General features: G+C 42.1%; 13 protein-coding genes. 4 read left to right on the top strand and 9 right to left on the bottom strand.

Annotated features, from left to right (window positions below; translation table 11 throughout):
- Positions 1-14: 14 nt before the first annotated feature.
- Both B649_RS05840 and B649_RS05835 read right to left on the bottom strand, forming a co-directional pair.
- Positions 15-761: an efflux RND transporter periplasmic adaptor subunit gene (locus tag B649_RS05840; protein ID WP_015653587.1), complete on the bottom strand. Its 747-nt coding sequence runs from the start codon at positions 759-761 to the stop codon at positions 15-17.
- Entirely contained in the window at positions 758-1,981 is a 1,224-nt protein-coding gene (locus tag B649_RS05835) for a TolC family protein (RefSeq protein WP_015653586.1), read from the bottom strand. Before B649_RS05835 ends, B649_RS05840 begins: the two co-directional genes overlap by 4 nt.
- A 140-nt stretch (positions 1,982-2,121) precedes the next feature.
- On the opposite strand from B649_RS05835, the gene B649_RS12165 reads away from it, so the two are divergent.
- The 3 genes from B649_RS12165 to B649_RS05820 are packed head-to-tail and all read left to right on the top strand — an operon-like array spanning position 2,122 to position 4,449.
- The gene (locus B649_RS12165) at positions 2,122-2,838 is read left to right on the top strand and encodes a DUF695 domain-containing protein (protein WP_015653585.1); all 717 of its coding nucleotides are present in this window, start codon (positions 2,122-2,124) and stop codon (positions 2,836-2,838) included.
- Complete coding sequence (locus B649_RS05825; protein ID WP_015653584.1) at positions 2,838-3,206, top strand: diacylglycerol kinase; 369 nt, start codon at positions 2,838-2,840, stop codon at positions 3,204-3,206. Before B649_RS12165 ends, B649_RS05825 begins: the two co-directional genes overlap by 1 nt.
- Positions 3,207-3,264: 58 nt before the next feature.
- The gene (locus B649_RS05820; protein ID WP_015653583.1) at positions 3,265-4,449 is read left to right on the top strand and encodes a saccharopine dehydrogenase family protein; all 1,185 of its coding nucleotides are present in this window, start codon (positions 3,265-3,267) and stop codon (positions 4,447-4,449) included.
- A 3-nt stretch (positions 4,450-4,452) separates the two neighbouring features.
- Here the strand turns inward: B649_RS05820 and amrB are convergent, their stop codons facing one another.
- Entirely contained in the window at positions 4,453-5,253 is an 801-nt protein-coding gene (gene amrB / locus B649_RS05815; RefSeq protein WP_015653582.1) for an AmmeMemoRadiSam system protein B, read from the bottom strand.
- Positions 5,246-5,803, bottom strand: coding sequence for an AmmeMemoRadiSam system protein A (gene amrA / locus B649_RS05810; protein WP_015653581.1), 558 nt, complete (start codon positions 5,801-5,803; stop codon positions 5,246-5,248). The genes amrB and amrA overlap by 8 nt, the downstream gene beginning before the upstream one ends.
- 125 nt (positions 5,804-5,928) lie before the next feature.
- Here amrA and nspC point away from each other — a divergent pair, with 125 nt between their 5' ends.
- Positions 5,929-7,071: a carboxynorspermidine decarboxylase gene (gene nspC / locus B649_RS05805; protein WP_015653580.1), complete on the top strand. Its 1,143-nt coding sequence runs from the start codon at positions 5,929-5,931 to the stop codon at positions 7,069-7,071.
- 1 nt (position 7,072) lies between these two features.
- On the opposite strand, the gene B649_RS05800 is transcribed toward nspC, so the two are convergent.
- The 5 genes from B649_RS05800 to tgt are packed head-to-tail and all read right to left on the bottom strand — an operon-like array spanning position 7,073 to position 12,463.
- On the bottom strand, positions 7,073-8,554 hold the full coding sequence (locus B649_RS05800) for a hypothetical protein (protein ID WP_015653579.1): 1,482 nt from the start codon (positions 8,552-8,554) through the stop codon (positions 7,073-7,075).
- Positions 8,555-8,571: 17 nt separating this feature from the next.
- Complete coding sequence (locus B649_RS05795; RefSeq protein WP_015653578.1) at positions 8,572-9,645, bottom strand: PilZ domain-containing protein; 1,074 nt, start codon at positions 9,643-9,645, stop codon at positions 8,572-8,574.
- Positions 9,635-10,576, bottom strand: a complete 942-nt coding sequence (pdxA, locus tag B649_RS05790) for a 4-hydroxythreonine-4-phosphate dehydrogenase (protein ID WP_015653577.1) — start codon at positions 10,574-10,576, stop codon at positions 9,635-9,637. Before pdxA ends, B649_RS05795 begins: the two co-directional genes overlap by 11 nt.
- Positions 10,564-11,361, bottom strand: a complete 798-nt coding sequence (locus tag B649_RS05785) for a pyridoxine 5'-phosphate synthase (RefSeq protein ID WP_015653576.1) — start codon at positions 11,359-11,361, stop codon at positions 10,564-10,566. Before B649_RS05785 ends, pdxA begins: the two co-directional genes overlap by 13 nt.
- On the bottom strand, positions 11,342-12,463 hold the full coding sequence (gene tgt, locus B649_RS05780; RefSeq protein WP_015653575.1) for a tRNA guanosine(34) transglycosylase Tgt: 1,122 nt from the start codon (positions 12,461-12,463) through the stop codon (positions 11,342-11,344). Before tgt ends, B649_RS05785 begins: the two co-directional genes overlap by 20 nt.
- Positions 12,464-12,477 lie beyond the last annotated feature (14 nt).

Here is a 12,477-nt window from a genome sequence, read left to right as displayed (position 1 = left end):
CAAATGGGGTTTACTCATTTGGCGTTCTCAAATAATATATACGCTTCGCCAAAAAGCCCCGGAGCGATGTTAGAGGTGAGTACTTCCGCCGTTGCTTTTCGATTTTTTGCATTGACCGAAGGATAGATTTTTGAAATAGATCCCATTCTCTCTCCCTTCTGACCATCAATACGGTAACGAACTTTGGAGCCGATTTTAATAGAGTGGAGGTATTTCTCATCGAAATTCAACATAAGCTTTACGTCCGGTGAACTGATAAGATGAAAGAGGGCTGATGCGCCGACGACACTGTCTCCGAGTTCGATATTGCGACTGGCGATGATACCGCTAAACGGTGCACGAAGTCGGGTTTTTTCTAGCAGAGTCTCTTGATATCGTAAAGAAGCTTTTGCTTCTGAAGATGCGGCAGAGGCTTTTTGGTAGGCGAGGGTGTGTTGATCCATCAGTTCCGCTTCGATAACACTTTCGACTTGACGGTAACGATCATAGGTTTGACGGGCAAACTGCTCTTCGATTTTAGCCTTTTTAAGTCTCTCTTTGGCCAGATCGATACCGGCAATTAAATCGTCGTTATCGATTTCCAGCAAAACGGAGCCTTTTTTGACATGGCTTCCGACATCAACATTTAGCCTTTTTACGATTCCTGACGTTGCAAGATTCAAATTGGCCTCTTTACGTGCAAACACATCAAATGTAGCATATACCTCTTCTCCTAATAACGAGAGGGTTAACAGTATTGATAACAATAGTATTTTAATCATTGTACAAATTCCTTAGGGTCATATCCAGCGTAATAATAATAGGCTGCATGGGCATAATTTAGTGTGCGCAACGCACGATTAAGCTGATTGGTCGAATCAGATAAGACATGGAGTGCATCGAGATAGGTAACATAATCGACGATGCGGGCTTCATATTTCTTTTTTACCGCATCAAACGTTTTGGTAGAAGCTTCTAACGTTTTTTGTGAGGCATCAATTAATACACGGGACCGTTCAATGTAACGTGTCGCCAAAAGACGGTTTTGATTTGCCTCTTTCGTAGCGTACAACAATTCGCTGCTTTGTGCCTGCGCTTGAGCCACTAAAGCTTGTTTTGATAGCGAGGCAGAAGAAAAATCGATTAAGTTCATACTGAGTGAGGCAATCAATTTATTTTGTTGATCGACACGCATTTGAGCAATCGGATCTTTATAATAATCGTTAAACGTGTACTGATCTTCGAGCTTAATGGTAGGGAGATTTTGAGCATCGCGCATTTGCGCTTCATGCATTTTTGCATCTCGCGAATATTTCAGGGCATTGATTTTATCGAGTTCTTGGATCTTAATCTCTTTAGGCGCTAAAACATTCGATTCACTCAAATCCGTAATTTTTTGATTGCTTATCGTTTCCAAATCGGCTTTTTGGCGATCGGCTTGGTAATTCAAGTTTTCAATTTTAAAATGTACATCGGATACTTCTGATCGCATTCTCATCAACGCATCTTCACTAACAAGTCCAGCCGATTGAAATTTTTCTAAACGGACCATTTGTGCTTCGAGTTGATCTCGCATCGTGTTCAATGTTTGTATTTCATCCATCGTATTTTGAAATTCATAATATTGTTTGATTACCGTGAGTGAAATCTCTTTTTTAGCACCGTCAAGATTGTGTTTTGCCGCATTTTCAAGTGCCTTGTTTTGGTCGAGGAGATTTTCACGTTTGAACCCGTCAAAGACGATAAATTCCCCTTTTACACCTGCACTGTAACTTTGCTTTGCATCAAAACCGCCGGTTCGATCGACAAATGAAGCCGTTCCAAAGCCGTCTAACCGAGGAAAATAGGCATATTTTGCCGATTCGTAGCCTAACTTAGCTGCGCTAGATTGCTGTTGATAACTCTCTATCCGCTCATTATTCTGTGCTGAATCGATCAAAGAGGGAAGTGTAGTTTGTGCGTGAAGTGCATAGGATGCCATGAGCAAATAGATGATTCGCACGATAATTCCTTGTTTCAATGTCCTTAAAAGAGAGAAGTATAAAGGGAAGATCTTTAAATATGAATTAAGTTCATTTTTCTTCTATTTGTCCAATTTATCTAAAAGACTTTATAATGGCAAAAAAATAAGGGTTTTAGTCAATGGTAGAATTTTATGAACTTTTCGATGATGAAAATATACCGTATCGCTGTGATGTAGAATTGGACCTCATCGAAGAATCACCCCAAGAAGAACGTCCCTGGCTTTTATGGCTTTTTGTAAAAGCAGATACCGTTACGGAAAGTTTAGAATCTTTTACCAATGATTTAATCACAGCTTTAAATACATCCGTAGACGCGGTATTTGCCGGCAGAGTAATGAAAGAGGGATGGGCAGAATTTTATTTTTATGCACCTCAATCCAAACGGTTTGAAAACATCAGTTCCGAAGTAATGAACAATCACGGCGGGTATGTCTATGAACGCGGTTCTTCCAGAGACAGTAAATGGGAGATGTACAGCGACAATCTCTATCCTGATGCGTATGGGTTGCTCAGCATTCAAAACCGTCATACGATTGACGCATTACTCGAAGCAGGGGATGATTTGAATATTGTTAGAGAAGTTGAACACTATCTCTTTTTCCAAACCAAAACGTCAATGGAACGGGCTGTATCTCAGCTCTCTTCACACGGCTATGAAGCAAAAGAGTATGTCAATGATGACGAAAGCGATTACGGCTACGGTGTGGTTCTCGTTAAAACCGAAGCGATCAATCCTGAAATCATCGAAGAGACAACGACATCACTCTATGAATCAGCCATCCAAGAACATGGCATTTATGAGGGTTGGAGCACGGTGTTGGGTGAGAAACAATAATGGCGCTCAATAAACCTCGTTATACACTATTTAAAAATACCCGATATGCCTTGAACGGTCTGCTGGAAGTGAGTCAAAACGAAAAATCGTTTCGTTTGCAGATCCTCCTCTTTGTTGCGGGGATGATTACAGCGTGGGTATTACCTATCACCTTTTTGCAAAGTGCTATTTTGGCGGTTTCACTGTTTATCCCTCTGATGGCGGAAATGATCAACAGTGCTGTTGAGAGAACGGTTGATCTGGTCACTTTTGATCACCATGAACTGGCAAAACGGGCAAAAGATGCGGGAGCCGCCTTGGTATTTCTCTCTCTTGGAATGCTGGCGTTTATTTGGGGGCTTACTCTCTATTACGCATTTTGTCTGTAACGTTTTTGTAAGAGACTTTAACCTATAATTTCCATAATTTTAAATCAGGGGATATGCCGTGGCAACAGCACTTATTATCGGCGCCGGTGGAGTAGGGCGCGTAGTGGCACATAAATGTGTCATGAACAACCAAATTTTTGATCGTATCATTTTAGCGAGCCGCAGTATCGGACGTTGTGAAGAGATTAAAAGCGAACTTCCAGAAGGTGCAATCGAAATCACAACCGTAGATGCGGATAATACCGATGAAGTTATCGCATTAATCCAAAAATATTCACCTGATATTTTGATCAATGTAGCGTTACCGTACCAAGACCTCACAATCATGGATGCGTGTATCGCGACAAAAACCCCTTATCTCGATACCGCAAACTACGAACACCCAGATGAGGCGAAATTCGAATACAAACTCCAATGGGAGAGAGACGCAGCATTCAAAGAAGCGGGCATTATGGGATTACTCGGCAGCGGATTTGATCCGGGTGCGACCAACGTATTCTGCGCCTATGCTCAAAAACACTATTTTGATGAGATTCACACCATCGATATCCTTGACTGTAATGCGGGAGATCACGGCTATGCTTTCGCAACCAATTTCAACCCTGAGATCAACCTCCGCGAAGTGAGTGCAAAAGGTCGCTATTGGGAAAATGGTGAGTGGATTGAAACCGCACCGATGGAAATCATGCAAGTATGGGATTATCCTGAAGTGGGACCAAAAGACAGTTATCTTCTCTACCACGAAGAGATGGAATCACTCGTCAAGCACATCAAAGGACTTAAACGTATCCGTTTCTTTATGACGTTCGGTCAAAGCTACCTTACCCACATGAAATGTTTAGAGAACGTCGGAATGTTGGGAATTGAGCCGGTAGAACATCAAGGGATGAAAATTGTCCCTATGGAATTTCTAAAAACATTGCTCCCTGATCCGGCGTCACTCGGTCCTCGCACCAAAGGCAAAACCAATATCGGTATCGTAGCTGAAGGTCTCAAAGACGGCAAAAAACGTAAAATCTACATCTATCAGATCAAAGACCACGAAGAGTGCTACGCCGAAGTTAAATCCCAAGGTGTCTCGTATACTACGGGTGTCCCTGCCGTTATCGGTGCAAAACTGATGGTTGAGGGCAAATGGAGCGGTACTGGTGTATTCAACATGGAACAACTCGACCCTGATTTCTTCATGGATGAGATGAACACCCAAGGACTTCCTTGGAATGTTATCGAGATGGACGTATAACGTCTATCTAAACAACGCACTCGCATATCCCACCACGCGGGAGCTATCTCCACTCGCATCGGCACTGGTGCGATAATCGAGCAATATCGCTTCCATAGTACGTTTATTCGCCACATCCAGCATCGCTTCTACGCCGATTTTTCCGCACGCTTCGCATCCTTGATGGAGCATCGTACTGTTCTCATGTCGAATCGCTTCCAAACAGATCAAATCGAGTTCTTTCGCTTCATCCAACGAATAATAGTGACTTAGATCGGTGCTGATAACGACGGCGGTATCGGGCTGATTCAACAGATAATCGATGATAGGGGAGATTTGCAGCGGATCAGCGTGGGCATAGACCAGTTCCACCACTTTTACATTGTCCATATAGTGTTTAATAAACGGCATCTGAACTTCGGTGCTGTGTTCATGATGCGCTGTCTCGAATGTCGTGAGTGCGAATTGTTTTTTGAGTTCTTCGACTAAAGCCGTATCGATCTCTAACTCTCCCAGCGGCGTTTGATAGAACTCACTATCTGCGATACTAACTCCCTCAAAACCGACTTTATGAGACGGTCCTATAACGATGATGGTTTTAGGAAGAGAATGGCTTAGAATTCGGAAGGCGATATTCGCCGTGAACCCTGAGTAGACCCACCCTGCATGGGGAACGATAACCGCATTGCCATGTAAAGCATCAAAACGTGCCGCAACATCGGGATGAGATTCGAGTATCGTGTTAAAATAATCGATCATTGTGGTAATTTCGATGGACGATTCGGGATAAAAACTCCCTGCAACGCTCATTTTTCTTTTATTCATGGGGTTCTTCCTCAAATTTTTGGACTTGATAAATATAAATCTCAGGGTGATGAGAGAGGGGATCGGATCCGAGACCCGCTTTCATCCCAAGATGATCAAAAAAACTATCGAAATCACTCAAATCCTCCCATACTTGCGGCAAAAAAGTCGCTTGATGATTTCCATGACGTAGAATAACACCATCAATATCGGGGTGAATCAAACCTTTTAATTCGCTTTTAGAACTGTACTCGACAAGCTGTGGCGGCGTTAAAAGAGAAACTTCAATACGAATTTCAGAAAATTCTTCAGGACTCAGCGGTGCAAATCTCGGATCACGAAAGGCCGCAGATTTTGCATTAGAGATTAAATCCTCCACGAGAGGTCTGTGTGCGATTAAAGAGCCGATACACCCCCGTAGTTTACCGTTGTGGGTCAGAGTCACAAAGGTTGCACACGGCTGTGCCAGATCGGGATAAGCATGAAGAAGGGCATTGGTATCAATCTGCGAATTTTCAAAAGCAGAAAGAATCGCCTCTCTGGCAATCGTGAGGTACAATTTATGTATCATCTTAACCCCCTTGCAATTTCATCTTTTTATTCTATCACTCCTTCCCTTCCAAAGCAAGGAAAGTGTTACAAGGTTTGAAATAGCGATATGCTACAATCACGCCATTATTTTCCAAGGATTTAGAGATGAGTATCGATTTTTCAAAACTCCCCCACACCCCGTGCTATATTTGTGAAGAGGCTCTTTTAGAGAAAAACTTACAAGTTATGGAGCGTGTACAGCGTGAATCGGGAGCAAAAATCATCCTTGCACTCAAAGGATTTGCGATGTGGTCCACCTTTCCACTCGTATCCAAATACCTTCACGGATGTACGGCGAGTGGACTTCATGAAGCCAAATTAGCACGTGAGAAGATGAATAAAGAGGTTCACACCTACTCTCCGGCATTCAAAGACGAAGATATCGATGAGATCGCTCAAATCTCCGATGATATCGTATTCAACTCACCCGCACAGTTTCGCCGTTATTATGAGCGTGTCAAATCAATCAATCCTAACATCTCGGTATCCCTCCGCGTTAATCCGGAGTACTCATCATCACCGGTCGATCTCTATAACCCTTGCGGAGTTTACAGCCGTTTGGGTACAACAATAGCCAATTTTGACGATACGATTGTTTCCAAACTCGACGGGCTTAACTTCCACGCACTGTGCGAACAAAACATCGATGCCTTGGAAGGGGTCCTTGACGCGTTCGAAGCAAAATTCGGCGATTACATTGATGGAATGAAATACATCAATTTCGGAGGAGGGCACCATATCACCCGTGTCGATTATGATGTGGATCGTCTTATTGACGTTATCAAAGAATTTAAAAAACGGCACAACGATATCACCGTCTATCTCGAACCCGGAGAAGCGATCGGATGGCAAACCGGACCTTTGGTTGCATCGGTACTGGATATCGTCCACAACGGGATGGATATCGCCATCTTAGACAGCTCCGCTGAAGCACACATGCCCGACACCCTCGCAATGCCGTATCGAGCAATGATACGAGGTTCAGGAGAAGCGGGTGAAAAAGCGTATACGTACCGTTTTGGAGGAAATACGTGTCTCGCCGGGGATATCATGGGTGATTACTCATTTGATGAGCCGCTCAAAGTAGGTGATTATATTATCTTCGAAGATCAAATACACTATACATTTGTCAAAAATACAACCTTCAACGGGATCAAACTCCCATCACTTGCCATTTGGACCAAAGAGGGTGAACTCAAAATTGTCCATGAATTCGGATATGAGGATTATCGAAATCGTCTCTCTTGATTCAACGTTTAGCAAGGGTTAGTGCAACAACTTCGGCTAATTGCTCGTACGATTGAGCGGTAGGCAGCGTTTGTTCGATTAATGTTTTTAAAGCATTTTGTTCGTAAAACAGTTTTTTATTCCGACGTACCAGCTCTATTTTTTTATTGGCTAAACGTCCCTTTGAAAGTTCTAAATGATATTTTTCACTTTTCTTTTGCACGAATAAATTGTCTTGCAAATTATTAAGACGCTGTATTTCAGTATGATTCGAATTATTTGTCTTTGCCTTGGATTTTAACTTCAGAATATCTCCATCATTTTCCGCAATCAAAGATTCAATTTCTTCTACTTTCTCACCGATCAGATTGCATTGATCTTTTTCAGACTCAATTTCAGCTTGAGATTCACTAATTTTGGTTTGCGCTAAATGAATTGCCTCTTTTTGAGCACTGATACGAAGTTTCATCTGCTTGTACTGCATCATAATTGAAAGAATAGAACTGTAGTTCCACTTTTGATTCTTCGTATCTGTAATCGCATACTTTTGAACTTTATTTCCGTTTGCATCAATAATAATTTCATCAGCATAATATTTAATGAAAAGTTCAGTATTTTTATCTCGATTTTCTACAAACTGTAAAAGATTTTTTGCCGTGTATAAAAATATGCTTTGAAAATGTTGGCGTAGAACATACCCTGAAAAGCCTTCAATTTTGTCTCTTTGCCCTTCGTTGAGAATCTCTAAAAGAAGTATTTCAATCATCGTGCGAAATACCGGTATACAGGTTCTTGAAAATGTATGATTATCTATGATTGAAAAATTTAACTTTTCGGCGATAACTTCATCTAAAGCAGGTTCTATATGTAACCATGCACCATCAGGAAAATTGTTGGTATACATCTCAGCCATTAATTCCGGAGATTCACCGGCAAACCTTTTGTCCATTCCTGCAGGGATTTTTTTAGTAGGTATATAGTTCCGTATAGTTATACGTCCCCGTATAAACAGAACAATATCACGCTGATCCAACTCAAAAATTTTATCAATTTGTTGACGCATCACTTGTCGTGCAGTTTCACAATTTTGGTTCTTCTCTACAAAAGGTTGAAATAATTCACTTCGGAGCATTTCCGGGATTGAGATAAGATGAGGCAATAAAGAAAACTCTGCTTTCCGCTTTAGAATGTCAATCAAACACAACCTATTTTGAAATATTATACGGTCTAATGGTTCGGACCCTGAAGAAGATGCTAAAGATTGTTGCAAAGTACATTGTGTTATGGATAACTCTACCTCAATATCTTGGTAGGTTTTAGTAAAATAGATGCAAAGTGCTTTCTTTATAGCACCTTTTTTATCGTTAAACAAAATTTCATTATGAATATTCAATTTTTTTAAAAGGGTTCTGTAGGACTCCTGCGTAAAATCGAGGGCATAGATATCACATGGCATAAATTCATCGAGTACGATTACCATATCCGATACAACTTTTGGATTCATGGTGTTACACTGCCATCTTAAACGATTTCATCTCGGAGCTTTTTAATAATTTCCTGCTCACGCTTCGTAATATATTTACTGAGTTCCCCCTCTTGCTGAAGGGTAGGAATAATTTTAAAATGGTATTTGTATCCACCCTCATAAGAGGATTTGTAGACCAGCTGCCCTTTGAACTCTACCGGATTTCCCATCACTTCAGCTGGAAACATTAAAGATACTTCGCTCAGGGTAGGCAGTGCGTAGGATTGTTTACTGGTAACCGCTATCCCTCCGATCGAAATATCATACAGGTTGCAGTGTAATGTCAGTTTTGGATGCTGGACCATAAAGGAAAACGGCTTAGGTGGGTGAACACGAATGCTTTGTCGATGAAAAAGCGATGTTTCAAGCTGATCAAAACGTTTGAGTTCCAACACACGTTCCCCATCGACCATAATCGGATTTACGGAAGCATAGACATCATTGACTAATTGTCCGTTTTTGAGGATATAAATGCCGTTTTGCAATATAGCAGCTGTTTCTTGGAGTGGGTGTACCCGAAGAATGACACTTTGAATATCGGTATGAAGAATATGTGCCGGGTATTGTATCGGTACACCGTAGTAAGTATTAAGCACCGTGATGGGTTTTGCACGTTGACGGAGTTTTTCAAGAGCATTGATAAAGGTATCTTCAAAAATAAAGAATGATTCATCGTCTAATCGATTCGAAGCATGGGTTATAAAACGTTCAATCGCCGTAGCAAACAGAATAATTTTTTCCCAGCCGCCCAGATTGCCGTAAAAAGATTTGATGTAATAATTAAGAACGATGTAAAAAGTATCGGAGAAAAAACGTTCTACCGCTTCAGAATTGCGAAAGAGATCTCGAACATCGCTGAGTACCGTAGCATAATTCCCTTTTTTGTCCAAAAAGAGCCAATCGTAGAGTTTGCCGATCAGTTGTTGAAAACGGCTTTGGGAAACAAGCTCTTTTTCATTTTCAGAATAAACTTTCCAAGCCGCTTTGATAAATGTTAAACGAAATGCATCGGCATCAAATTTCGGATGGACCAGTGATTTAAAAACATTGATAGGTGATTTATTGACCAAAACATACACCTTGTTCTTGAAATTCAATAGCAGCTTTTATGGCATTAGTATAACTTAATATGGACGCTTTATTTTCATAAGCGATGTCAAATGCTGTCCCATGATCAACCGAAGTACGGATAATCGGCAACCCTAAGGAGACATTAATCCCTTCATCAAAATAGAGTGCTTTGAGCGGAGCCAATCCCTGATCGTGATACATAGCAACAATCGTTTTATAATACTCTCTGCTTCGAGGCGTAAAGGCGACATCGGGGACTAAAGGGCCTTCAAATATATTCGCTCCAATTTTCCGATTCGCTTCATTAATGGCCTCTTCAATAACCGTCTCTTCATTACCCAAAACACCGTGATCCCCCGCATGCGGGTTAAGCCCCAGTACCCCGATAGGAGAGCGATTGATACTTTTATGCAAAAGCAGCAGAAAATCGGTAATCTTTTCAACACGGATATGGTCAATAACTTTTCGGAGCGGAATATGTTCGGTATACAATGCAACATAGAGCTTATCGCATCCAAGCATCATAATCGCATCGCTTTTAAAGATATCACGCAGGGCATCCGTATGTCCGACGTATTCGATCCCTGCCATCATCCATGCTTCTTTATGGATAGGGAGAGTGACTATCGCATCAACGGCTTTTGATTGAGCGAGTTCCACAGCCGCGATAAAAGAATCATAGCTGTAACGTCCGCTAGAAGCCGATACTTTCCCTGGTTCGATTGTAAATTCACCGGGGACTTTAAACATATAAAAATCATTCGGAAATTGAGTATGCAGCAACGATGCCGCTTGTTGTGCCATTGTGTAATTGATACAGTAGAGAGGATTGCAAAGCTGTTTGATCACGTTATGAGCTTTGAGAATAATCTCAAAACCCACACCGTTCAAATCTCCTACGCTGATTGCGATACTCTTTAACGCTGGCATAAGGCTTTCATATCCGATACAGCCGTCGCTAAACCTGTAAATACCGCACGTGCAATAATGCTCTGTCCGATGTTTAGCTCCTCGATCGTATCAATCTCAACAATAGGCTTAACATTCTGGTAATTCAGGCCATGTCCTGCGGCTACTTTTAATCCTAACATACGTGCCTTGTTGGCCGCATCGACAATCTCTTCATACGATCGGTTCAAACGGCTATCGAGTTCTTTACGGCTTAGACGGAGCGATTTAATCGCATGGTGTGAATGGGGAAGGGCGGAGTGACGCATTGCGTATACGTTCGCATACGTACCGGTATGCAGTTCAATCCATTGTGCTCCAAGCTTGCTGGAATATTCTACTGCTTCATGAGTAGGATCAATAAAAAGGGAGACTTCTATCTCATTTTCCAAAAGTTTATTAATAGCATTTAATATTGATTCGTATTGTCCTTTAACATCGAGTCCCCCCTCTGTCGTAACCTCTTCTCTTTTTTCAGGAACCAAGGTAGCACGATGGGGACGTAATCGGCAGACAATGTCGATAATTTCAGGATTGATGGAACACTCTAAATTAACAGGGAGAGAAGAAGTTTCCAGAATACGACGGACATCTTCATCATGTATATGACGGCGATCTTCACGTAAATGGATTGTGATCTGATTTGCACCATTTAGTGCACAGATGCCTAATGCCATCAGGGGATCGGGATCATTGATTTTACGTGCCTCTCGAAGTACCGCGATATGATCGATATTAACACCGAGCTTAAGATTGTCTTCGAGCATAGAAATCCTTTTTAAATTGAATGAATTGACCGGATAGGATAGCTACACGGGCTTGTTTAACCAGCCACAGGTAATAATGGAGATTATGAAGCGATGCGAGACGAAAATAGGTCAGCTCTTTGGAACGGAACAAATGGTGAAGGTACGCACGGCTATAACGGCGGCAGGTGTAGCACTGGCATTCAGGATCGATCGGTTCGGCATCGAATTTATAACGAGCACCTTTGATATTTACTTTTCCAAACGTCGTAAAGAGGGTTCCGTTACGGGCATTGCGAGTCGGCATAACGCAGTCGAACATATCAACACCCCGTTCGATGTTCTCAACCAAATCTTCAGGCGTTCCAACCCCCATGAGATAGCGTGGCTTATCAGCGGGCATCAATGGGGTAGTGTGTTCAACCGTATCGTACATGAGATTGTTCGCTTCACCGACCGAGAGACCTCCGATAGCAAATCCGTCATAATCCATCGCGCAGAGTTCTTCAGCCGATTGAGTACGGAAATTAAAGTCCGTTCCCCCTTGGATAATGGCAAAAATGTTTTGATTGACACCTATCCCTTTCGTCTGATTGTTTCGGTGATAGTCGATCGATTGCTGCGCCCATTGGGTTGTCCGCTGAATCGACGTTTTGATACGCTCCTGTGTTGCGGGAAGGGCGACGAGGTCATCGAGAATCATCATAATGTCGCTGTTCAGATTGTTTTGGATATCGATCACTTTTTCGGGGGTAAAAAAGTGTTTGGAGCCGTCGATGTGAGAGCGAAATTCAATCCCTGATTCGGTCGGTTTGGAGATATCACTGAGGCTAAATGCCTGAAACCCGCCGCTATCAGTCAAGAAGCTGTTCGGATAGGTCGTATAGCCGTGTAATCCACCCAATTTAGCGACGGTCTCATCTCCGGGGCGCAGATACATGTGATAGGTATTGGCAAGAATGATTTGAGTATCCAAAAGCTCCGTCATATCGGCCATATCAAGTGCTTTTACCGAGCCTACCGTCCCTACCGGCATGAAAATAGGGGTTTGTATTGTCGAGTGTGCCGTTGTGATCGTACATGCTCGTGCTTTGCCGCAGGTGGCATCGACCTTAAATTCCATAAAATACCTTGAGT

This window comes from Candidatus Sulfuricurvum sp. RIFRC-1 (assembly GCF_000310245.1).
In the GTDB taxonomy this organism is placed as follows: Bacteria; Campylobacterota; Campylobacteria; order Campylobacterales; family Sulfurimonadaceae; genus Sulfuricurvum.
The sequence above is the reverse complement of the archived record's forward strand: the minus strand, read 5'-3'. Positions and strand labels throughout refer to the sequence as shown.

Coding starts and splice junctions, on each gene's coding strand:
- B649_RS12165 (WP_015653585.1), top strand. CDS start 2,122: ATGGTAGAATTTTATGAACTTTTCGATGATGAAAATATACCGTATCGC.
- B649_RS05800 (WP_015653579.1), bottom strand. CDS start 8,554: ATGAATCCAAAAGTTGTATCGGATATGGTAATCGTACTCGATGAATTT.
- tgt (WP_015653575.1), bottom strand. CDS start 12,463: ATGGAATTTAAGGTCGATGCCACCTGCGGCAAAGCACGAGCATGTACG.
- B649_RS05840 (WP_015653587.1), bottom strand. CDS start 761: ATGATTAAAATACTATTGTTATCAATACTGTTAACCCTCTCGTTATTA.
- B649_RS05785 (WP_015653576.1), bottom strand. CDS start 11,361: ATGCTCGAAGACAATCTTAAGCTCGGTGTTAATATCGATCATATCGCG.
- amrB (WP_015653582.1), bottom strand. CDS start 5,253: ATGAATAAAAGAAAAATGAGCGTTGCAGGGAGTTTTTATCCCGAATCG.
- pdxA (WP_015653577.1), bottom strand. CDS start 10,576: ATGCCAGCGTTAAAGAGTATCGCAATCAGCGTAGGAGATTTGAACGGT.
- B649_RS05825 (WP_015653584.1), top strand. CDS start 2,838: ATGGCGCTCAATAAACCTCGTTATACACTATTTAAAAATACCCGATAT.
- amrA (WP_015653581.1), bottom strand. CDS start 5,803: ATGATACATAAATTGTACCTCACGATTGCCAGAGAGGCGATTCTTTCT.
- nspC (WP_015653580.1), top strand. CDS start 5,929: ATGAGTATCGATTTTTCAAAACTCCCCCACACCCCGTGCTATATTTGT.